General features: G+C 57.9%; 20 protein-coding genes. 11 read left to right on the top strand and 9 right to left on the bottom strand.

The window, feature by feature from the left end; translation table 11 throughout:
- The first annotated feature begins 41 nt into the window (after positions 1 to 41).
- Complete coding sequence (locus ABEB25_RS01565; RefSeq protein WP_345734619.1) at positions 42 to 887, top strand: AraC family transcriptional regulator; 846 nt, start codon at positions 42 to 44, stop codon at positions 885 to 887.
- Between the two features lie 9 nt (positions 888 to 896).
- Here the strand turns inward: ABEB25_RS01565 and ABEB25_RS01560 are convergent, their stop codons facing one another.
- The 5 genes from ABEB25_RS01560 to ABEB25_RS01540 all read right to left on the bottom strand — a co-directional run bounded on the left by ABEB25_RS01560 (position 897) and on the right by ABEB25_RS01540 (position 6142).
- A complete protein-coding gene (locus ABEB25_RS01560; RefSeq protein WP_345734618.1) occupies positions 897 to 1358 on the bottom strand; it encodes a VOC family protein in 462 nt (153 codons plus the stop codon).
- A gap of 130 nt (positions 1359 to 1488) precedes the next feature.
- Complete coding sequence (locus ABEB25_RS01555) at positions 1489 to 3516, bottom strand: FAD-dependent oxidoreductase (protein ID WP_345734617.1); 2028 nt, start codon at positions 3514 to 3516, stop codon at positions 1489 to 1491.
- 66 nt (positions 3517 to 3582) lie between these two features.
- Positions 3583 to 4458, bottom strand: a complete 876-nt coding sequence (locus ABEB25_RS01550; protein WP_345734616.1) for a DMT family transporter — start codon at positions 4456 to 4458, stop codon at positions 3583 to 3585.
- Positions 4455 to 5474 carry a DUF4886 domain-containing protein gene (locus ABEB25_RS01545; protein WP_345734615.1) on the bottom strand — a complete coding sequence of 340 codons (1020 nt, stop codon included), beginning with the start codon at positions 5472 to 5474 and terminating at the stop codon, positions 4455 to 4457. The genes ABEB25_RS01550 and ABEB25_RS01545 overlap by 4 nt, the downstream gene beginning before the upstream one ends.
- A gap of 59 nt (positions 5475 to 5533) precedes the next feature.
- Positions 5534 to 6142, bottom strand: a complete 609-nt coding sequence (locus tag ABEB25_RS01540) for a TetR/AcrR family transcriptional regulator (protein WP_345734614.1) — start codon at positions 6140 to 6142, stop codon at positions 5534 to 5536.
- Positions 6143 to 6243: 101 nt separating this feature from the next.
- On the opposite strand from ABEB25_RS01540, the gene ABEB25_RS01535 reads away from it, so the two are divergent.
- Complete coding sequence (locus ABEB25_RS01535; RefSeq protein ID WP_345734613.1) at positions 6244 to 6990, top strand: SDR family NAD(P)-dependent oxidoreductase; 747 nt, start codon at positions 6244 to 6246, stop codon at positions 6988 to 6990.
- Between the two features lie 33 nt (positions 6991 to 7023).
- The gene (locus ABEB25_RS01530; RefSeq protein WP_345734612.1) at positions 7024 to 7446 is read left to right on the top strand and encodes an organic hydroperoxide resistance protein; all 423 of its coding nucleotides are present in this window, start codon (positions 7024 to 7026) and stop codon (positions 7444 to 7446) included.
- Between the two features lie 524 nt (positions 7447 to 7970).
- Here ABEB25_RS01530 and ABEB25_RS01525 read toward each other — a convergent pair.
- The 4 genes from ABEB25_RS01525 to ABEB25_RS01510 form a co-directional block, all read right to left on the bottom strand.
- Positions 7971 to 8201 (bottom strand): FmdB family zinc ribbon protein, encoded by a 231-nt coding sequence (locus tag ABEB25_RS01525; RefSeq protein ID WP_345734611.1) that lies wholly within the window; start codon positions 8199 to 8201, stop codon positions 7971 to 7973.
- Positions 8202 to 8350: 149 nt separating this feature from the next.
- Entirely contained in the window at positions 8351 to 9841 is a 1491-nt protein-coding gene (locus ABEB25_RS01520; RefSeq protein ID WP_345734610.1) for an MFS transporter, read from the bottom strand.
- A gap of 205 nt (positions 9842 to 10046) precedes the next feature.
- Entirely contained in the window at positions 10047 to 11561 is a 1515-nt protein-coding gene (locus ABEB25_RS01515; RefSeq protein ID WP_345734609.1) for an MFS transporter, read from the bottom strand.
- Positions 11562 to 11650: 89 nt separating this feature from the next.
- A complete protein-coding gene (locus ABEB25_RS01510; RefSeq protein ID WP_345734608.1) occupies positions 11651 to 12871 on the bottom strand; it encodes an FG-GAP repeat domain-containing protein in 1221 nt (406 codons plus the stop codon).
- Positions 12872 to 12984: 113 nt separating this feature from the next.
- Here ABEB25_RS01510 and ABEB25_RS01505 point away from each other — a divergent pair, with 113 nt between their 5' ends.
- The 8 genes from ABEB25_RS01505 to ABEB25_RS01470 all read left to right on the top strand — a co-directional run bounded on the left by ABEB25_RS01505 (position 12985) and on the right by ABEB25_RS01470 (position 22664).
- The gene (locus tag ABEB25_RS01505) at positions 12985 to 13239 is read left to right on the top strand and encodes a type II toxin-antitoxin system VapB family antitoxin (RefSeq protein WP_345734607.1); all 255 of its coding nucleotides are present in this window, start codon (positions 12985 to 12987) and stop codon (positions 13237 to 13239) included.
- The gene (gene vapC, locus ABEB25_RS01500; RefSeq protein WP_345734606.1) at positions 13229 to 13627 is read left to right on the top strand and encodes a type II toxin-antitoxin system VapC family toxin; all 399 of its coding nucleotides are present in this window, start codon (positions 13229 to 13231) and stop codon (positions 13625 to 13627) included. The genes ABEB25_RS01505 and vapC overlap by 11 nt, the downstream gene beginning before the upstream one ends.
- A gap of 120 nt (positions 13628 to 13747) precedes the next feature.
- Positions 13748 to 16252, top strand: a complete 2505-nt coding sequence (locus ABEB25_RS01495) for a DEAD/DEAH box helicase (RefSeq protein WP_345734605.1) — start codon at positions 13748 to 13750, stop codon at positions 16250 to 16252.
- 186 nt (positions 16253 to 16438) lie between these two features.
- Positions 16439 to 17086: a hypothetical protein gene (locus ABEB25_RS01490; RefSeq protein WP_345734604.1), complete on the top strand. Its 648-nt coding sequence runs from the start codon at positions 16439 to 16441 to the stop codon at positions 17084 to 17086.
- A 303-nt stretch (positions 17087 to 17389) separates the two neighbouring features.
- Positions 17390 to 18640, top strand: a complete 1251-nt coding sequence (gene fabF, locus ABEB25_RS01485) for a beta-ketoacyl-ACP synthase II (RefSeq protein WP_345734603.1) — start codon at positions 17390 to 17392, stop codon at positions 18638 to 18640.
- 697 nt (positions 18641 to 19337) lie between these two features.
- On the top strand, positions 19338 to 19682 hold the full coding sequence (locus ABEB25_RS01480; protein ID WP_345734602.1) for a hypothetical protein: 345 nt from the start codon (positions 19338 to 19340) through the stop codon (positions 19680 to 19682).
- Positions 19683 to 19789: 107 nt separating this feature from the next.
- Entirely contained in the window at positions 19790 to 20170 is a 381-nt protein-coding gene (locus tag ABEB25_RS01475; RefSeq protein ID WP_345734601.1) for a DUF423 domain-containing protein, read from the top strand.
- Between the two features lie 67 nt (positions 20171 to 20237).
- Complete coding sequence (locus tag ABEB25_RS01470; RefSeq protein WP_345734600.1) at positions 20238 to 22664, top strand: SUMF1/EgtB/PvdO family nonheme iron enzyme; 2427 nt, start codon at positions 20238 to 20240, stop codon at positions 22662 to 22664.
- Positions 22665 to 22850: the final 186 nt, after the last annotated feature.

Raw genomic sequence — 22850 nt, 5'->3', positions numbered from 1 at the left:
CTTGCCAAGAGGCTTTTCATGTCGGATTCTATGGAAAGGCCATGCCGACGAAACGCAAATACCTGAATTACACCACCCCTTGGGGCGTCAGTCTGTCTCCCATTGCCAAGGCTGGCTGGTCAGCCTTTTTGATTCATGAGAGCGGATACCAGCCTGCCTTGGAAAACTGGAACCACGAAGGTGTGGACAGTCCTTTTTGGCGTTTTTACCACAACCCTCAGACGGGCTGCCACCTCCGCTACCAGGGGCGCGATATCCCGCTACTGCCGAATGAATGCGTCCTCATCCCTGCAAACACTATCTTCGATTGCTGCGCCCCCACCACTGCCTGCCACTACTGGCTGCATTTCACCGTCACCCGGCTCGCTGGCCCCGTACCCGTGGGTCCAGTCATCCTGCCCGTGGATCAAACATTGCATATCCTGATTCAGGCCGTCCTTCGCACTCATGGCGAGGCATCCCATGGCCAGCGCGATCATCGCCTCTATCATGAGAGTGCCGCACTGCTGCACACCACCTTTGCCCACCTGGAATTGCCACCATCCGCCTCTTTGCCAGATCGTTTGTTGGACGTGCTGGATCTCATTCAAAAGGCTCCTCATTCCCATCTCTCCAATCCCTTCCTCGCAGATCGGGCGGGTATGAGCCTGGAACGTTTTATCCGCGCTTTCCGCGAGCACACCGGACAGACTCCGGCAGCTTATGTCACGGCCACCCGATTACGTCTGGCAGGAGAGGCCCTGGTCCTGACGGATAAAACCATCGACCAAATCGCTGTCGAGCACGGGTTCCCCAATCGCCATTATTTCACCCGCATCTTCACCCAGCACCTGGGCTGTGGCCCTGCGGAATTTCGGGCACGGCAGCATCGGCGGAGAGGGCGATAACCTACCGCATCACCCCTGCCAATCTGCGGCCAGACGGGCAATTTCTGCCTCAGGCACATCCTTGATTTTTTGCGCCAGAGTCCAGCGATAACCAAAAGGATCGCCCACTCGTCCGGTACGGTCACCCCAAAATTGGTCAGCAGGACGATCAATCTCGCTGGCACCCGCTGCCAGAGCCTGCTCAAAGGCAGCCTCAATATCTGGGATATAAATCATGAAGGCCCCGCCCCTGCCCTCAGCGGGCGTCAGACAGCCAAATTTAGGGTATTCGTCGGAAATCATCAGCATGCTGTTGCCGATGCGGAACTCCGCATGGGCAGTTCCTCCGGTCTGAGGATCCGTCATCTTAAAGGTCAGCACAGCCCCGAAAGCCTGCTCATAGAATCGGATCGCCGAAGCGGCGTCTTTCGCCGTGAGCGATGGAGTCACTGTCTGATAACCTGCCGGAACATGGGAAAGATCGCTGCTCATAAGAGGACACAAGTTGAATTTAGAGCAGGGAGCCTGCATCACGCATGATCGAAGGATAACCAGCCCTCACTTAATCAACGGAAGGAACCTCTCCTTTGGCTGTATGCCAAAGGCTTCGTCACATGAATATTCACGCCGGAGGGGGACTCCCTTTCAGCAAATCAAACACGGTCACCATGCCTAACAAACGATTTTCCGCATCCACCACCACTGCCTTGCTGACGCCCGTGCGCATGAGGGTCTGAACCAGTTCAGGGACAGGCATGTCTGCCCGCACACAAAAGGGTGTGGTGAGAGGCAGCGTCTTTAGCAAATCACGGCAAGTTAGACCGTGATTCTTTAACCAATCGTAAGCAATAGAGCGGCGCAGTAAACCGATAACTTTGCCATCCTCCGTGACTGGGTAAGTGCTGTGTGGATGTGCCTGAAACTCCGCCACCGCATCTTGCACCGTCTGCTCCGCTGTGAGGGAGGCGACTGATCGCGTCATCACATCTGCCGCTATAGCCTGCCGTGTGGCCTCAGGCATCGCAGAGACCGTCTTCTGGATTTCCTCCGGCAAATGGTACTGCTGGGCGGTGGAGCGAAAAAGGCTGTCCAGCGAACCAATGCTTTTCACCAGCGTCTTGAATGTATCCCCATCAATCGCAACCAGTTCTGTGGACTCCTTGGCCGTGGCATCGAAGCGCCAGATCCCATCGCCTAACAAAGCGCGTTCGCCAAAATGCTCTCCCGCCACAGCGGATTTCACGATCTGGCCATTCGCATCGGTGATCTCCACACAGCCTTTTTTCACCGCATAAAGCGACTGGGCAGGCTCACCCGAACGAAACAACGAATCGCCTTTTTCCAAATGCATCTCCCCGAGGGGGGAAGAAAAACTAGGCGTCAGCAGATTGATATCGCGAGGGAAAAACACCTCAAAGGTCCACTCTGCCATCACACGGAGTTTACGGTCCAGCCCCGGCAGCTTCATGAGGTAAATGCTGCGCCACATGAACCATGCGAGCAGGCCGGAAAAACGCAGGCCCATCACCATAGCCACCGCCTTGCGGTGACCGATGGTAGCCAGCTCACCCAAGCCTGTAAACTTGAAGGCTTTCAGCGGCTTCTTTTTCAGCGTCGCAGCAATGTTGTCCCCGATCAAAGCGCCCTGCCGCATCGCAAATTGAGCTGTCTCTGGGCACAGGCCCCCATCGGCCTTGGGAAAGGCCGCGCAATCACCCGCTGCCCATACTTTGTCCACGCCTTTCACTTGACCAGTGGACTCCACAATGACCTTGCCGCGTTCCAGCGGCACCGCACCACGGGCTCCCAATGCCTGCAGAATCGGATGCGGGGCATTACCGACCGTGCACACCACAAGATTGGAGACGATGGTGCTTTCATCATTGAGCTGCACTGTGCGTGCAGTCACCGCCCGCACGCGTTTATTGAAGATCAAATTTACGCCCATCTTCTCCAGACAGCGACGAGTGTAATCCCCCAGCCCGGGCCCTAACATGCCGAGCAAACGCTCCCCGCTATGTACCAGTGTCACGCTAGGTTCATCCGCCCGGATGTTGTCGTAATAACGCAGCACTCCCGCGATCAAATCCTGGATCTGTCCCGCTGTCTCCACGCCAGAGTAGCCCCCACCCACGACTACAAAGGACAGCATCTCTTTGCGCTGCTGGTGCTTGGTGATGAGGTTTGCCTCCTCCATGCGGCTGATGATAGCGGCACGCAGTTTCATCGCATCCCCCACCGTGCGCATGAGGTAGGCATGCTCCGACATCCCCGGGATGCGGCTCAGATCCACTCCGGCCCCAGGGGCCAGCATCAGGTGGTCAAAGGTCACTGTCACATTGGGCGTAAAGCGTCCGCCATCCAGCGTCAGCACCCGGCTTTCCAGGTCCAGGCTTGTCACCTCCCCCTTCAGAACATCCGCCGCTTCGCAGATCATGCGGATAGGATTCACCACATGCTGGGGCGAAAGCGAGCCGCCCACCACCTCAGGCAGCATAGGCTGGAAAACCATGTGGTTTTCACTGGCAATGATCCCCACCCTCATGGATTGCCCGCGTAGCCGCTTGAGAACCTGCTGCGCGCAGTAAACTCCAGCAAACCCTCCACCAATGATGGCAATATCAAAATGTCGTGAGGGCGCTTCGTGCATGGTTAACCAATGGTTGTAAAAACCACTACCAACGCACGCAACGGGCCAGGATTGGGGGAAAGTGAATCACCTTCCCCGCGCCAGCCACACGCCGAGCACCGCCACCACCATTCCCACCAAGGACAGACCAGTGAGAGTTTCACCAAAGATGCCCCAGGCCATCAGCGCGGTGACCGCTGGGACGGTGTAAAAAAGGCTAGCTACATTCACTGCTGTGCCGCTGCGGATGAGGTGATTCAAAAGGCTGATGGCACCGATGGAAAGAACCAGGGCCACCCAAAGAAGGGCAAAGACAAACTGGCCCGTCCACTGCACCTCGCGAGTCTCGGTGACCAGGGAGAGAATGGCCGTGATGACGAGGCTGGCGGCATACTGCACCACGGTGCTGGTACGCAGGTCAAAGGCGGGACAAAAACGCTTTTGCCAGAGGGTGCCCGCAGTGATTCCAATGAGGGCCAAAAGCGCAGGCACGGTGGAGATAAAGGTGAGGCCGCTACCCGTTTTGTGAGCGACCACCAGCACCGTGCCGATGAAGCCCAGCGCCAGTCCGCCCCATTGCCGGGGCATCACCTTTTCGCCCAGCATCATGCCAGCCAAGGCGGCTGTCAGCAGAGGCTGCAGGGAGACAATGAGACTGACGATTCCTGCTGGCAGGCCTAACCGCAAAGCGTACACACAGCCACTGAGATACAGGGCATGAATCAGCAAGCCCGCCAAAATGAGATGGGCGATCTGTCCCCTGCCCTGCGGCCATGGCGCACGCGTGAGAAAAGCGATTGGCACCAATACCGCCAGCACGATGACATAGCGCAGCGTCAGGAATGTGAAGGGCTCGGCATACGGCACACCCAGCTTGGACCCAATGAAGCCGCTACTCCACAGCAGGACAAACAGCCAGGGGATGATGGCCGCCCAGCGCGGAGCACGGGTGCCTGGATTCATTGAGGTTGAGAGGTCAAGTCTGCCAAAGTTTGCATCTCTTTGCTTTGGAGAGCCAGGCCATTTCCCCGTTCACGAAGATGACTAGCAGACGCTGACTTCGCCGCAGCTTGTGTCACAGCCAGATGCGCGGTCTCTTGAAGGAATCGAGCATAGTCTGCCGCCAGCCCTTTGGGCACATAGGCATTGCCGACGGGGCTTTCGCCAAACAGCACTTCATACCACACGCAGGCCCCCAGGTATTCCCCGGCTAGATTCGCGTGATGGCCATCCATGCCCAGGTTGATTTTCCCATCTTTTCCCTTCTTCCAATTCCAGCCCACATGCAGAGAATGCTTTTGGTTAGGCAGGGCCGGACGCTTCAGACTTTTGGGATCAAACGAAGGCCCAGGCTGAAAGCCCCACTTTGCATCGGTATCGACCATGTACATCGCATCTCCCACGGGCAGACGTTTGGCACCCAGTTCTTGAGTGATGGCTGCATAGGCCTTGCTCAGCATCTCATGCATTTCCGCCTGGGTCTTTGGCTCGCCGGGTTTGCCATTGGGTTTGGTAAAACGCGGATCGTCTTTCCGGTAGGCCCAGGTCTGGTGCACCAGCAGCTTTGCGGAAGGAGCATTCTTCTGGATTAGCTTCCAGAGACGACTTGCGTGCGGTTGGTAAGTCGTCAGATCATGGCTTTTGATGCTGGCCTGCTGGATCGTCACGTAATCCCATTTTTCGGCCTTCAGTTCCTGGACCAGACTGCGGCCATTCGTGTAGAGGCCCGCCTTGTCCTTCGGGTCTTTAGCATGGGCTATGGCCCTTCCGGAATGCAGTTCCAACGAAGCGCCCCCGACCACGATGGGTGTATGAATCAAGGTGTGGCCACCGGCCAGGGCGAGGTCATCGAGATGGTTGGTCGCATTGCGGGAAAAGCTGTTGCCGATGGTCAAGATGCGGACCGTCTTTCCCTCCGCAGCCTGCATCGAGGCAGTGAGAAAAAGAATGAGGGTTAGAATTTGGCAGAAAACGCGCATGGGGGTCTCACAGTGTGGGGAGATGCCGAGTTAAATCAAATGACAGGATGCACCGGGCCTCACACAGGCAGGGTCTTCAAAGCAAACTCCACCGCACGTTTCAGTTCCTTCGCGCTGGCTCCATTGGAGGCCTGGATGGAAAGCCCATTGAGCAGCATGGCCAGATGGCGCGCCAGATCGCCTGCGTTCACCTCAAGCGTCAGGTCACCTTCTTTCCGTGCCCGCTCAAAACGCTCGCGTATTTTCTCCTGGGCGGCAACACGCCGCGCTCTAGCGTGCTCCAGCACAAAGGCGGAGTCCTTCCCGCCACAGAGCATGCCTTGCAGGGCCATGCAGCCGCGCGGATGCTGAGGATCGCTCAACAAACACACCGAGCCTTGCAGCATTTTTTCGATCACCCCTCGAACCGTGGGTTCATTCAGCGATTCCAGCACGTAGGCCACCGGGCCCGAGCCATAGCGGTCCAGCACCTTGATGAAAAGCTGTTCCTTGTTGCCATAGGTCGCATAGAGGCTGGGGCGGTTGATGCCCATGGCCTCCGTGAGGTCGCTCAAGGAAGTGCCCTCATAACCATGCTTCCAAAAAACCTGCATGGCTTTTTCAAGCGCCACATCCGGGTCAAAGGCACGCGGACGGCCAACTGCGGGGGGTGTTAATTCTTTTTTCATACTGATCGGTAAAATATTCATTGACGACTTTCTGTCCAGCATTATCACTTCCATACCGTTCGATACAAAACGAATCTGCAACACCTCAAACTGATATCCTCATGAAACTCGAAAACAAAGTCGCCGTCGTCACAGGAGCCTCCAAAGGCATCGGAGCTTCCATCGCCAAACACCTCGCCGCTGAAGGTGCCGCCGTGGTGGTCAACTACGCCTCCAGCAAAGCCGGGGCAGACAAGGTCGTGGATGAAATCACCCTCAAAGGGGGCCGCGCCATCGCCGTGCAGGGTGATGTTTCCAAGAAGGCCGACATTGACCAGCTCTTCGCTGAAACGAAGAAGGCCTACGGCAAAGTGGACATCCTGGTGAACAACGCTGGCGTCTATGAATTCTCCCCGCTGGAAGCCATCAACGAAGAACACTTTCACAGGCAGTATAACCTGAACGTGCTGGGCCTACTGCTCACCACTCAGGAGGCCGTGAAACTCATCGGTCCTGAAGGTGGCAGCATCATCAACATCAGCTCCGTGGTCAGCAGCTACACGCCTCCAGGCTCGGCCGTTTACTCCGGCACCAAGGCCGCCGTGGATGCCCTGACGAAAGTCCTTTCAAAAGAACTCGGGGCGAAAAAAATCCGCGTCAATGCCATCAATCCTGGGATGGTCGAGACAGAAGGCGTACACACCGCCGGTTTTGCCGAAGGCCAATTCCGCCAGCAGGTGGAATCCCAAACTCCCCTGGGCCGCATCGGCCAGCCGCAGGACATTGCCACGGCGGCCGTTTTCCTCGCATCAAACGATTCTTCTTGGATCACGGGAGAAACACTCGTGGTTTCAGGCGGTCTTCGTTAAGCTTCATCATCTAACTCCAAACATCATCACCTCATGAAAGTTCTCTACACCACCCAGGCAACCTCGACCGGCGGCCGTGAAGGCAAATCAGCCACTGCCGATGGCGTCCTCTCCGTGACCCTTTCCACACCGAAGGAACTCGGTGGTGGCGGCGGTCCCGGCACCAACCCCGAACAGCTTTTTGCCGCCGGTTACTCCGCCTGTTTCCTGGGCGCACTGAAGTTCGTCGCCGGCAAAGCCAAGATTCTCGTCCCAAGTGATGCCACCGTCACTGGTCAAGTGGGCATCGGTGCCCGGGATGATGGCGAAGGTTTCGGCTTGGAAGTCACGCTCACCATCCATGTCCCTGGCTTGGAAAAGAGTGTGGTGGAAGACCTCGTGGCCAAGGCCCACATCGTCTGCCCTTACTCCAACGCCACTCGCGGAAACATCCCGGTGACGCTGGTGGTGGCCTGAGCAGGCCGTAGCTGCGCCCGCCAAGGCGTGGGGTTTGGAAAGCTCAATGCTCCAGAGCATCCGTCCACCCGCTGGCGCGGGCAGCTACACTCCGTAGCTGCGCCCGCCAAGGCGTGGGGTTTGGAAAGCTCGATGCTCCAGAACATTCGCCCACCCGCTGGCGCGGGCAGCTACAACACGTAGCTGCGCCCGCCAGGGCGTGGGGGTTCGGAAGCTCGATAACACCAGACCAGTCGCCCACCCGCTGGCGCGGGCAGCTACAACAAGTAGTGGTGTTTGGAAGCTCGATAACACCAGACCAGTCGCCCACCCGCTGGCGCAGGCAGCTACAACACGTAGCTGCGCCCGCCAGGGCGTGGTGTTTGGAAGCTCGATAACACCAGACCATTCGCACACCCGCTGGCGCGGGCAACTACAACACGTAGCTGCGCCCGCCAGGGCGTGGTGTTTGGAAGCTCGATAACACCAGACCAGTCGCCCACCCGCTGGCGCGGGCAGCCTACACCTCGTGGTGCATCAATGGCCTAATGGCAGCCACAACCGGTGCCACAGGAACCACCACCAGAAGAGGAGGCGCTGCCTGCACTGCTGCTGCCGCCCATCACCCCGGTGCCACCAATCGGCACACGCCGCACGGGCTGGCCACTGTCGGGGTGCTGAGTCAAAGCATTGTCCTTCATGCTCTGGCGGATTTCAAAACGCTTGGGCAGGTCACCTTCAAACTGAGGGATGGTTTCGTAAACGTAGGTCGGCATGGAAAAGGAGGGGAGGATGTTCTGAGTTCAAGGTTCTGGCTTTTGAGCGATGAGCAAGTGTGAAATGCAGGTGACATCGGGGTGCAAAAAAACGGCGTCCCTGTGAGGGGACGCCGCTGGAAGAAACTAATCGGTAAACGACGTTTCGTTTAGTGCTTCTCGTCTAGCTGAACCGGCTTATAACCGCCGATGGCTTTGAAATAGAGAATCAAAAACAGATAAAGAACGGCCATCACCATCGGCACATAGGCCGTCAGTTTCAAAGCCATCTGTCCGCCAAAGACACCTGCCGACTGCACAGGTTTTTTGTCCTCGGCAGCCATCGGCTGAGCGGCAGCCCACCAAGTAGCGAGCTTCGCATGGTTCTCGTCTTTTTTACCTTCTTTCGCGAGCAGTTCACCCGCGCGGGCCAGCTCCTTACCGTTGTCTTCAAGGACGCCAACCTTGGCACCGTCAAGGCCCACTGCCTTGTAACCCATAAACGAGTTTTCTTTATCAGCCTTGTAACGCTCATAGGTAGCTGGAGCCACCTGCTCAAGATTTTTAGAAGCATTGAAATCTTGTTTGAAGCCAATGGCAGGGCCACCCAGCAAACCAGCCGAGAGCATACCAACACCACCAACCATACCAATCGCTACCGCACCGCCTTTAGGGAATCGCTCAGAAACGACTGCCAGCATGGTCGGCCAAAGGAAGGTTTTGCCACAGGCATAAACTGTTGCAGCAACCACGCACAGAACCACCGTTTGAGCACTGCTAAGGAGCGTCAGACCAGTGGCACCAAGGATGGCACTGACAAAAAGAAGGCCCAGAGGAGAGATCTTGTGGACGATAGGACCAGCGACAAAACGCAGGCAGAACATCAGCATCGAAGTGTAAACGAAGAGCATCAGCCCCTTCATTGGGCTAGCCATGATAGAACCTGTGATTTTGCTGATCCAGGAATCTGTTCCAAGTTCGACATAACCCACCAAAGCGTGAATGATTAGCAACACTAGCATCAAGGGAGCAAAAACAGTCTTGATCATGCCTCCCAAGGTGACACCTGCGCCAGCAGCCTCGGATTTTGGGAACTTTTGCCCAAAGAGCATGAGACCGTAGAGGATCACAGGAACCAGGAAAAGAGACATCTGGATCTTCCAATCCACAGCCGCAGAAATCACTTCTCCAGCTTCATTGGTCTTCGCAGACATGAAGGCTGAGGAAAGACCGCCAATGACCAAACCAGCAGGCCAGCCTGCATGCAGGATATTCAGATAATGCGCCCGGTTGTTAGGGAACAAAGTTGCCGTCAAAGGATTCACCACAGCTTCGCAAAGACCATTTCCGATGGCGAAGATGAACATGCCCCAGAAAAGACAGTTGAATGCCGCTTCCTTGCCACCACTGGCAAATGCTGCAGGTGCAGCAAGCGTGATGACAGCAGAGATGAAATGGAGACCGAAGGCCAGAAGCATCAGTTTGCCGTAACCCACCTTATCAGCGATCAAGGAACTGAGGATGATCACGATACCGAAGCCGGTAAGACCACCACCCGTGATGGCACCGAGTTCTGTCATGGTGAATCCGAACTGTTCAGCCCACTGGCCGAGAATACCTCCACGAACGGAGTAGCCGACGCCGGCGGCGAGGATGGCCATGAATCCGGCCCAGAGGAGCCGGCTGGCGTTAGGTGCTATGCCTTCTGATTTTGCTGACATGTGTGTGTTGTATTGGGTTGATTGCGGATTTGCGATGGGTGAATCGGGAGTGCCTTAACGTCGGGAATGACCCCGTCCTGGCAAAGCGGGCTTGTTTTAGGTGGGGCAAATGGTGCTCACAAGGAAAAAAGTGGGCAGAAACGTATCAATGCCCGCCAATTTCGACGGGTTTATACCCGCCGCGGCTCCGGAAATAGAAGAACAGGCCCAAATAACAGACCAGCATGAAGGTGGGCAAGATGGCGATGGTGGTGAAGGCCCCACGCTTGTTGGCGGCCTGGACGGCTTCCAGCTGCTTCTGTTCAGGCGCAGGCAGCGCCTTGATCTTTTCCTGATCGAGGGTCGGCGTGAGGCCGAACATGCCGTCTTTGGACTCGCCCTTCACCTGAGCATAGAGAGCAGCATGCTCCGTGGAGCTGAGCCTTTTCTCCATGTCCATGTCCTGCTTGTAACCGATGTAGGGGCTGCCCAGAACCCCGAGAAACAAAACGCCCACGGCGGAAACACCATTGAGAGTCAGCGCGCCACCTTTGGGGAATTGCTCGGAGGTCATGCCCAGGGTGGTACTCCAGAGGAAGGTCTTGCCCAGCGCATAGATCGTCGAGGCTCCCAGGATCGCCCAGCCGACGGAATTCGACAGCATGAGCAGACCCACGATGGCAATGGAAGCACCGATAACCAGCAGGCCGATGGGCGAAAAACGGTGAACGATGGGACCCGCGTAAAACCGCAGCACGGTCATGACAGCAGAGACATAAACAAAGATCCAAGTCTCAAAATTGGGAAAATCAGGCCCACTCAGTTTCAGCAGGTCAGGCATCCAGCCATCGGTGCCCAGTTCCGTGGTGGCCAGTGGCCCAATGGTGATAAGCACCACTAGGAAAAGCCAGTTTCCTGGCGAGCGGGTGTAAATGAAAGCAGCAGCGCCGATGACGGCCCCCATGGTCGCCGAGGAGACAAGCGAGACCTGCTTCCCAGCCATCTGCATGATGGCAAAGTAGAGCAAGGAACCCAGGATGAAAAAGCCGACACCGCCCACTTCCTTAAGCATGTCACGGTAGCTGACACCCGCAGCCACACGTTCATTGACAGGGAACATGCGCGGCAGCGTGAGCACCGCGTAAATGACCAGCGGAATAAAGCACAGCGAGTATTTGAACTGCCAGGTCTGCGCCTGACACAAGGCCGTGGCCAGAGCTCCGAGGGCGAGACCCGCAGGCCAGCCAGCGTGCAGGATATTCAGCCATTTGGCCTTATCCCGAGGGAACATGGTGGCAACCACCGGATTCACAAAAGCTTCCACCGAACCGTTGGCAATCGCGATGAGCAGAGTGGCCCAATAAAAGGAAGAGTACCCCGTGGCCTGCACCGTGAGGATCAAGGAGATGCTGTGGCAGGCGATGGCAAAGAGGGCGACCAACTTGTACCCGATGCGGTCAATCACCAGGCTGAAAAATATGATGCTGATGGCAAAAGGCCACATGCCCGCCCCGCCGATGTTGCCTTTCTGCTGCTCGGACAGATTGAACTCATTTTGGAGCTGCAACATGGTATTCGCCCGCACCCCAAAAACAAAGGAGGTGGCGACGAGGGCGATGAAGCAGGCCCAGAACAACTTCATGTCGGGCGCAGTCGAAGGTGCGGCAGATTTGGAACTCATGGTCGGGAGAAACGCGGGGAATTACAGAGAAAAGGCCTCCGCACGGCAATCACTTTTTGCACGTGGGAGGCCCAAAAACACAAATTTGGTTATTCCTGGAGGAAGACGAAGACGCCTTTTTTGTTGCCTATCACGACATCCAGCTTGCCGTCTTTGTTGACATCGCCAGGGGTCACTTCGGTGCCCACACCGCTGTTGTCGTCAATGAGGTTCGCCGTGAAGGAGGCTCCACCTTTGCCGTCAGGCTTGATCTTGAACCAGTAGAGCACCGGGGCAGCATTCGGCTCATCGTCCTTCAGCGGGCCGTGGGCCCAGCGGCGCTTGCCTGTCACCAGATCCAGCACGCCATCGCCATCCATGTCGGCGAGCTGCATGGCGTGGAGCTGGCTGAATTTCACGCCCACCGGGCTGTCTTCCACCGTGCTGCCCATGAGCTTGTGCGCGGTGAAGCTGCCATCTTTGTTCTGCTCATACCAGCTCAGGCCAAAGCCGTGCGCATCATGGCTGCTGATGACGTCGTTGCGACCATCGGCATTCACATCATTGACCAGGATGAAGGAACCGCCGCGTGCGCCTTCAGGGGCAAAAGCTGCCGCGTGGAAAACCCAGTCTTTGTCTTCCTTCATGTCTGCCGGCTGCTCAAACCAGCCTTCTTTGGTCAGCAAATCCGCACGGCCATCGCCATTCACATCGCCAAAGCCATAACCATGAGTGTAGCGGAAATATTTCTTATCATTCTCCTCAGTCACTGGGGTGATGGGGCGGAAGCGGGCCTTGCCAAACGGGGCAGCCCAGTCAATCTCCGCAAAGCCCAGGCGGCCACCTTTGGAAGGCTGGACACCGGCACTCGTGTGGCAGACCAGCTCGGGTTTGCCATCGCCGTTCATGTCGCCCAGCGTGGGGGACTCATTATCTGTGACATCAAAAATGGTGTGGCGCGTCCAGTGACCACCTTTGTTCTGCGGGTTCTCAAAAACCCAGGTCTCCTTGCCTGGCCAGGAAAAGACCAGAATGTCACTCCAGCCATCGCTGTTGAAATCATGGGTGTAGGTCAGGAAATAGTCGCTGTAGCCCTTGCCCGGATCATAAGCCTTGTCGGCAGGCTTGGTGTATTCCACGCGCTCTTTAAAATCTGGGCCCTTCCAGATGTAGGGTCCCGCACAGATGTCGTTGTCACCATCGTGATCGAAATCCGCAAAGTGCGCCCCCTCCGCCACGAATTCCTCCGAGAGGGTCATTTTTTTAAACGTGGGCGCGGCCTGGGCGGACAGGGCCGTGAGAGCGAGAAGGGTAACGAGGCAGGACTTCATGAGCGGAGGCAAGGAACAGGGGTTAGCAGCAGTATCTTGCAGTGAGGTTGCCCTCAGAGGAAAGCAAAAACAAAATCGCTTGCAAATACACATCATTTTAATGATTTATGTGTATGAAGAAGCGAAGCCCTAAAGACGATTCAGAGCCACACGAGGAAATTGAAACCACCAGGACTAACATCGTCATGGAAACCCCCTTGGTGTCGGCCGCTCAGGAAATCACCGGCATCAAGACCAAGGCCGGGGTGGTTCACTATGCTCTGAAGGAGGTCGTCAGAAGATCCAAAATGAAAGAGTTACTTAGCTTACATGGCAAGGTGACTTGGAGTGGAGATTTAAACGAAACGAGAAAAACCCGTGAGTTTTAAGATCCTCCCGGACACCAGTGCCTGGATCAGTTTCTTTCGTGATACCACCGATGAAACCGGGCTTAAATTGCATCGGCTCATCGAACTGGAGGCCGATATTTGTCTCTGCGGCCCCATCGTGACAGAGGTCTTGCAGGGCATTCGCAGTGACAAGGATCATAGGAAGATAGCCAAGCTCTTTGAGCTACCCGAATACCTCATCATGGATCGGGCGGTCTATGAATATGCGGCTGAAATTTATCGTGGGTGTCGGGCAAAAGGACTCACGATTCGTAGCACGATGGACTGCCTGATTGCAGCCACTGCCATTCTTCAAGATGCCCACCTGCTTCATCAGGATCGGGATTATGAAGGCATCGCGCGTCATTACCCCTTGAAAATCTGGTGACGAGCAATTCAAACCCTTGAGAGCGCAGCCAGTCTCAAGAACGCAGAATGATCGCGGGAGAGGCATCCATTTCTTGCGCCCGCAGCTTCCCGTTCGTAACCAGAACAGACGCGTCTTCCAATGCTTCCTTCCTTGAACACCCTCAAGCTCCCTGATCTCTGGCAGCATCAGGCCGTCAACCTGCTGCGCGATGGCACGGATGTGGTGGTCAGCGCACCCACGGGAGCGGGGAAAACTTACATTTTCGAACTGCTGCATCAGTCGCGATCGCTCCAGGGCCAGGCCGTTTACACCGTGCCCACCCGCGCCCTGGCCAATGATAAATACGCCGAGTGGAAAGAAGCCAAATGGGATGTCGGCATCGCCACGGGAGATGTGTCTGAAAACGTCGGCGCGCCGGTGGTGGTGGCCACGCTGGAAACCCAGCTCGAGCGCCTCGTTCGGGGCGAAGGCCCAGCCATGCTGGTCATTGATGAGTATCAAATGATCGCGGATTCCGCCCGGGGCAGTCATTACGAGGCCGCCATCGCCCTGGCCCCGGCGGAGACACGCCTCCTGCTTTTGAGCGGCTCCGTAGCCAATCCGGACGACATCGTGACTTGGCTGCGACGCCTGGGCCGCTCTGCCGAGGTGGTGCAGACCAAAGAACGTCCCGTGCCACTGGAGGAGGCCCCCTGGGAAGCCCTACCCCAGCGGATGGCGCGGCACTTTGAGCACTTTTGGCCCAAGTTCGCCGCCGCTGTGATGCTGGCAGATCTCGCCCCACTCCTGATATTTTCTCCTCGGCGGAAAGAGGCGGAATCCATCGCCCGCAGGCTGGCGGCAGATCTCCCTCATGGCGAATCTCTGGATCTCACCCATGAGCAACGCGCGGTGTGTGGCAAGGACCTCACGGCCCTATTGGAAAAACGCATCGCCTTCCACCACAGCGGCCTATCTTATGCCGCCAGGGCAGGTGTCATCGAGCCCCTAGCCAAAGCCGGGCAACTCCGGGTCATCGTGGCCACCATGGGCCTTTCCGCCGGCATCAATTTCTCCGTCCGCAGTGTACATGTGGCCGCCACCACTTTTCACGATGGCAAGGCTGAGCACAAACTGACCCCGGATGAACTGCTGCAAATGTATGGCCGAGCAGGCCGCCGGGGCCTGGATGAAAAAGGCTTCGTCGTCACCACCCGCCAGAGTCCCACGCTGATGGATGCCCGGCCCGCTCGCCTGCACCGTGGCGAGCTTCTCGCATGGCCCATTTTCCTCCGCGTCATGAAGCACGCCTCCCAGACTGGGGCCTACACGTTTCAGGCGGCGGAACACTTCGCAGGCCGCCTGTATGCCAAGGCCCCGCCATTGTTAGGCCTGGAAGAAAATGCTCCGGAGACCATGCATTCACCCAAGACGGAAAAGGCGCTCTTTGGCCTGGAGGCGACGGAGAAGCAGATCCTCAATTCCAAAGGTGCGTGGGAACGCCGCGCCAACACCCCCTTGCAACGCTTACCGTTAGGCAGCGCCTGGCTGGCGAGCGTGGACAAAATCGGCCCCGCGCTGAGCATCCCTGGTTTCGTGGCGCGCTTTGCCCACGGCATTGGGCGGGTGGGAAAAATCGGAAAAGATCGCTATGGCGTTGAGATTCCCCTGGGGCAGCCTTTGGAGGAAACCCCGGAAAATCTGCGCCCCACAAAAAGCCTGCGCAAGCTGCTGAAACTGCCACGCCAAGTGGAATCGGTACCATTGGAGGAGATCGAGATCCTGCACTCCCCTGCCCTCGCAGCTACTCTGTTGGAAGGTCAAAACGGCGATGTCTTTGCCGAGGCACTCCCGCGCCTCACCGGCACCGTCGCCAAGGAAGGCCTCGTCTTCGCCATCTTTGACCTCGGCGAGGTCGAAGTGCCGGTGTATCACGATTCCCATGACCGCCCGCTGTTTCAGCCCCGGGAGCGCACCATAGTGGTGAAAAATGACACCGGTGTTCACGTGGATGAAACGGCCACCACAGCCACAGATCGTCAACCGCGGCCCGGCTCCCCAATTCACGCTTGGCGCTCGCTGGGCCTCATTGATGAAGCTGGCACGCCGACTCGGCGGGGCGAAATCTTCTCCTTCTTCCAAGGAGGCGAAGGTTTGGCCATCGCGGCCGCTTTGGAGGATGAAGGTTACCCCGTGGATGAAATCATCCCTCACATGGCCAACCTGCGCAGCGGCACCAAATTTGATCTGCCCGTGGCCTGCGGATCTGAACGGCTCGGCGCTGCCTGCCGGAATACGTACGGCTTCATCAATCATCCCGGTTACCTGGAAAATGGCCTGCCGCTGGACTATGGCGAAGGCGCTGCCGAACTGCTGGATACCCTCCTGCACCCGGAACGCCCCGGCACCCGCGAGCTGCGCCAGGAAGTGGCCGAGGGCGACATCTCCCGCGCCTACGTGGAATGGTTGAGCCTGCTCCGCCACATCACTCACGCCCCCGCCCATCCATGGCGGCGCTGGCTGGCCTTGCAAGAAGAGGCACGCCGAGCCCTGAAGCAGCACGACAAAACCCTGCGCCATCTCTTTCACCTGGACCTGCCACCGCTGACGAACAAACAGCGCCATGGGAAGCCGAAGCATTACCTATTAACCAAAGGTATGTAAAAATTGGGCATCACAGCGAGACCGACAGATCGAGAACTGAATGGACTTTCTTGACGGCAAGGGGGCCGTTTCGTGCATGGGGGACGAATTTCACTTGGACCCGCAGCGGGCTCAGGCCGCTTGCATACAACTGACGCAAGGCTGCGGGAAACATCCAAACCCAAAAACCTTCCATTTAAGAAACCCATGAAAAAATCATCCTATCTCCCCTTGGCCGCTGCTGGCCTGTTTTTAGCCCCGTCTCTGATGCTGGCTCAGGCTCCTGCCGGGCAGCCAGCCAAGGCTGCAACTCCGACGGCGACCGAGGAAAAAAAGGTCGATACCAAAGACGCGGCAGCCACGGCGACTGCCGATCCATCCCGTGTCGATGACGCGGCAAAACTCCCCAAAGGTGTGTTGGAGCAATTCGAAAAACTCGATACCAACAAAGACCGGCTGATCAGCATCCTGGAGTTCGCTTCCTACTCGGAAGCCGAAGCCAACCCTGCACGCGATGCCAGCAGTTCCACCGGTGTGGGCAAGAACGGCACGGGCCCAGGCACCGCAGGCAGCACCACCGGCAGCACCGGTGGTATCACCGGCAAGAACAACGATGCCAAGCCCCAAGAATCTCCCAATAAAGAGATTCGTTTTAAGGAACTGGACGTGAATGCGGACGCAAGCCTCAGCATTGAGGAATTTGCCGCCGCCCGTCCCGCCAATATTGAGGCAACGCGCGATGCCAGCAGTTCTACCGGTGTGGGTAAAAACGGCACCGGACCTGGCACCGCAGGCAGCACCACGGGCAGCACAAATGCCAGCACCAAGAACCTGAACGGCAAAGAGGAGAAATAATCTCTTTCGAGCCATTCGCGTTTTCCATGTGAAAACGCACTCACCCACAGGCGGAGCCCAGGCTCCGCCTGTTTTTTGTGGCGATCCGTCTCGGCGGCCCTAACAAAAATAGACTCCAGTGAAAAAAGCAGGCATTTGCCCCAACGGGGGCCCTCCTCTTCACCCCGTTCTCAGCCGTCTGGAGGGCGGTTTGCGTCGTAATCCGCTGTATCAGTACCAGGAATTGCAGCCATTGAAATCTCTTGCCCCCATGGGCAAAGCGTGTTCTCTGAGCACTCCAACTCACCCCATCAACTGCCCAACATGACCGAACGTCGCGTCGTTATCACTGGAATCGGAACTGTTTCTCCCCTGGGGAACAACAAGGACGATTTCTGGAAAAATCTCCAGGCTGGAAAGAGCGGCATTCGCCGCATCCAGAGCATGGACACCACCAACTATGATTGCAAAATCGCGGGTGAGGTGGTGGACTTCGATCCCACCCCTTACTTCAACAATCATAAGGAAGCCCGCCGTGCTGACCGCTTTTTCCAGCTCGCCATGGCCGCCTCCAAGATGGCCGTCAAGGACAGCGGTCTCAACCCCGACAGCCTGGACCCACACCGCATCGGTGTCATGGTCGGCAGCGGCATCGGTGGTCTGAGCACCATCGAAACGCAGTATGAGATCCTTTTGAACAAAGGCCCGAATCGCGTCTCCCCGTTTCTCATCCCGATGATGATCACGAACATCGCCACCGGCATGATCGCGACTGAGTTTGGTTTCATGGGGCCGAACATGTGCATCACCACCGCCTGCGCCACCTCCAACAACAACATTGGCGAAGCCTGGCGCATCATCAAATTCGGCGATGCCGATGCCATCGTTTGCGGTGGTTCTGAGGCCTCCATCCGTCCCTGCGGCTTGTCTGGCTTTGCCAACATGAAGGCCCTGTCCATGCGCAATGACGACCCTGAGCGCGCCTCCCGTCCGTGGGATACCGGCCGCGATGGTTTTGTCATGGGTGAAGGTGCCGGCGTGGTCGTCATTGAAGAACTGGAGCACGCCAAAAAACGCGGTGCCACCATCTATGCTGAGCTCGCCGGTTACGGCGTCACGGCGGATGCCTACCACCTCACCGCCCCGCATCCCGAAGGTCTCGGTGCCTCCAAGTGCATGGAGATGGCCTTCCGCCATGCGAAGATGAACCCGACCGATGTGCAGTATGTGAATGCGCATGCCACCTCCACCCCGGTGGGTGACATGTGCGAACTGCGGGCCATCAAGCGCACCTTCGGCGAATACGCTCAGAAGGGCCTCCTCGTCTCCGGCACGAAGTCCATGACAGGTCACTTGTTAGGCGCTGCGGGCGGCATCGAACTCGCCGCCTGTATCCTGGCCATCCGTGACCAGATCGTCCCTCCGACCATCAACGTGGAAAACCTGGACCCTGAAGTGGACGTGGATATCGTGGCCAACACAGCCCGTGCTGCCAAGGTGAATGCCGCGCTGAGCAACAGCTTCGGTTTCGGCGGTCACAACTCCGCCCTGCTGGTGAAGAAATTCGAAAACTGAGGTTAACTCCTTTTCAGAAGCGGTGCCCCTGCCTGTCAGGAGCACCGCTTTTTTAATGCCCTCACAGGCCAAGCAGCCGCCACCAAACCGGCACTGTGGCAGACAAAAACACCAGGCTCAAAACGCCGGCTGGAGTGCAGGTTTTTCGGTCACGGACATGACGATGCACGATGATGAAACAGAGACCTGTAAGGATCAGGCAGGCCGACAAAACCAGGGTGGAAACATGCCCGGCGACCAAGCTGGAAAGGTCCACTGCCACACCCTCAACCCGTCTTCCTGATGCATAAAGGCCAGTGAGCAGGCCAGAAAGGACGAGAACCGCTCGAGGCCCTGTGCGCAATCCCGGCATCAGGACACCCACGAGAACAGGCAGCCAGACAGGCAGCAGCCACACCCCGAGATAAACCAGAAACACCCACGCGATCATTCCCGCCCCCTCCCCAAGGACATGAACGGGGAAGCCAAAACGGCGCAACCTAACAAATAGTTTGATAAATAATCTTGGGGTGAAAACGGAATCTTATTCATGCCAGACGATGGGTTCGCCGGACTCATGCGAGATTTTCAACGCCAACGGATCACAAGCCCCAATGCCCGCCCCAGGCTGGAAAGATGACCTCTCAAAAAAATTAACGGCGGCCTGAATAAGTTTTTCGGCCATCCAGTCAGAAGCACTGAACTCAAGTTCATCACTATGAAAAAGATCATCGCCATCCTCGCTGTTGTCACCGGTATCGGCTTTATCACCCCCACGGAATCGAGCGCCCGGGACTACTGTCACAATGACCGCCGCATCGTCAGCTACCACCCATGTGGGGCACCGATCTACTCCGTCTACCAGATCTGCGGCTATGACCGCTACGGTCATCCCATCGGCCATTGGGTGACCCAGCACAGCAGCCACAGCTCCTGCCGCAGTTGCTACTCACGCTCCACCCATCATGGCCACAGTCACGGGTACCACCACAGCAGCCGTCGCCCGAGCTTCCCCATCCCGCCACACCACCGCGCTGCCGCCAGCTTCTTCTTTGGCCGCTAATCGGTGAGGCCAGACCGCCACTTGCCACCGCCCCAGAGCCTTGAGCTTCTGGGGCGGTTTTGTTTTCTTGATTTGCATTTCCCAAACGCCCGTCTCCCGTGGTGGCCATGCAACCAGACACGCTACGTTTCCGGCTCTCCGCCTTCCTGGGGCTCACCTCCATCTGGCTGGGTGCATCGGGTGCCCATGGAAAGCTCCATGATGCCATGCTCGCCGCAGGCACCTTGGAAAACTGGAAGACGGGTGTCAGCTACCACCTGCCGCATGCCATCCTCCTTGCCACCCTGGCCCTGGCAGGTGCGGCTGGAGGCAAACGCGGCACCTGGGCCTGGAACTTTCTGTTTGCTGGCGTGCTTCTGTTCAGCGGCTCTCTGTATCTGCATGCAGTCACGCAGACAAAATGGCTGGTTTATGTCACCCCCTTTGGCGGGGTCTTCATGATGCTGGGCTGGCTGCTCCTGCTGCTGGCCCGCTGGCGTCGTGCGTGATTTTGCACGGTTCCCTCAGGCAAAGATTGAGTCTTGGGAGAATGGCACGTATCGTTTTTAAATCTGAATGTCTCGACCAGGCTCTGTCCCCTTCCCCCCACCGGGTCCCTCCGGTGATGAGGAAGCGTCCCCTGCGGACTCGCAGGCAGGCATTCAGCTCCCCGCCCCTCCGCGTGGCCCCCGAGGTCCCCGGGACAAGGACGGCCCGCCCTCCCACCGGGATGACATCCTCATTCCCGACTACACGCTGATCAAACGCATCGGCTCCGGGGCCTATGGCGAAGTCTGGCTGGCGCAAAGTGTCACCGGGGCCTATCGCGCCGTGAAGATCGTCTGGCGTGAGGACTTCGAACTCACCCGCACCTTTCATCGCGAGTTCCTGGGCATCCAGCAGTTCGAGCCCATCTCCCGTGGCCATCCCTGCATGGTCCACATCCTGCACGTCGGCTGGAATGAAGACCGCGGCTTTTACTACTGCGTGATGGAGCTGGCGGACGACGCAGAAGAAGGCCCGAACTTCGAAAGCGTACACACCTACGTCCCCCGCACGCTGGGCACCGACATGAAGAGACATGGCCGACTGGACCTGATCTTCTGCCGGGATGCCGGAGTCTATCTGGCCGATGCGCTCTACTACATGCACAACCGCGGCCTGACCCACCGCGACATCAAGCCCTCCAACATCATTTTCTGCGGCGGCGTCTGCAAGCTGGCCGACATCGGCCTCGTGGCCGGGTTTGGTGAGCGCACCTTCGTCGGCACGGAGGGCTTTGTCCCGCCTGAGGGTCCAGGCACAGCCCAGGCCGATATCTACAGCCTCGGCAAAGTGCTCTATGAGATGAGCAGCGGGAAAGACCGCATGGAATTCCCGGAGGTCCCAATCAATCTCGGCGACGACGAGTGGCCCTTCTGGCTGGACCTAAACCGAGTCATCTGCAAAGCCTGCGCCCCAGATCTGAAGGAGCGCTTTCAAACGGCAGGCGAATTTGCCGAAGCCCTGCAAAGGGTAGGTGAGAAACGGCCTGAAACCTTTTTCCGCCGCTTCAGCAGGGCCGCCGTTTTCACCCTGGTGGGCTCTGCCCTCACAGGGGCTGGAATCACGGCGGCCAAATACCAAAAAGAATGGGCCTACGAGCTGCCACTGCCGATCAAGGCCGCCCCACCGCTGCCCCAGCCGCCGCAGAAAGGCCGCCCCTGGCAGAACATCCATCGCCAGTGGTTCACCTTCAGCAAGGACCGCCATATTGCCGACCTGCCCGTGGAGGTCACCCTTTTCCTCGAGTTCCAGAATGCCACCCAGCGCCCTGCCGAATTCGGCGTGGTGCAGTTTGTCACTCCAGACAAAAAGACACTGAACTGTGTCATGATTCAGGATGCGGATGCCGATGCCTTTTGTGACTGGATGACCACGCGCGACCGCCAGAGCGGCCGCCTGGACATTGAGCACGAATACGCCTGGCGCGTGGCCAACATCCCGCCGCAGAAAGGCACCACCACCCGCTCCGACTGGCATGCCGTCCGCACGGAAATCGTGCGAGTGCCGTATGGCCGCATCAGCCTGGACAGCACACCCCGTGGAGCCGAAGTATTTGATGGTGAACAATCCGTGGGCCGCACCCCGCTGCAACTGGCACGGGTCCGGGCAGACAAGTTCGATTACGAAATCCGGCTCCCGGGCTACAAAAGCGAGTTCGCCCGAGGCAACCTCAAAGAAGGCCAGGCCATGAGCTTTAACCTGCGTCTCAAGGCCACCGGCTCAGTCGTCTTTGGCAAGGCCTGGGAAAACAGCCTGGACATCAAAATGGTGCCCATGGGCCGCGCCATGCTGGCCACCATCGAGACACGGCGAAAAGACTTCGCCGAATTCGCCCGCAGCGCCAATCTGCCACCCGTCGAAGGTCGCGTACTGGATACAGACCCCAATCTGCCCGTCACCCACATCACCCGGGCCGAGGCCGAGCAATTCTGCCGCTGGCTGACGGATCGTGAGCGTGGCAAAGGCCTGCTGGAGCCCGACCAGGAGTACCGCCTGCCCACCGACGATGAATGGAGCATGGCCGCCTACCTGCCCCGTGAAGTCGGAGCCACTCCGGCCGACCGCAGCAACCGCATCGAAGGCATCTACCCCTGGGGATTCACCGCCGCCCCAACGACCAAAGTCGCCAACCTGTTCGACAAATCGGCTGACCCCACCGGCAAAAAATCTGTGCTCGGTTACGACGATGGCTCCGCCGCCCTGGCCCCTGTGGCCAGCTTGCGCGCGGATAGCCGTGGCCTTTTTGACCTTTCGGGCAACGTCTGGGAATGGGTTTCCGATCCCTGGGATGCCGCAAGCCCCGAAGGCGTCGCCCGCGGAGCAGCCTTCACCACCTCGGAGCGCCAACAGCTCCTTGCCTCCTACCGCCGCAAGGTCTCCCCTGCCGCCCGCGAGGCCGATGTCGGTTTCCGCATCTTGCTCAGCGGTTCCGGTCTCAGCGCCCGAGATGATGAGTAAATACGGCCCCATCCCAGGCGATTGCGCACGCCGTCGGTGAATTTACGCCTCCACTCCAGGGCTAGAACCTTGAGGTAAGTCAGCATTTTCTGACAAGAACAGGGTTAATCAGAGCTAAAACTCATTTGCCATCGGGGGCTGAGTCTTTAACCTCGACCCCTTATGGCAAAACCAGCACTCGGAAAA

Source organism: Prosthecobacter algae, from assembly GCF_039542385.1.
In the GTDB taxonomy this organism is placed as follows: domain Bacteria; phylum Verrucomicrobiota; class Verrucomicrobiia; order Verrucomicrobiales; family Verrucomicrobiaceae; genus Prosthecobacter; species Prosthecobacter algae.
This window is presented reverse-complemented; position numbering and strand designations above follow the sequence as displayed.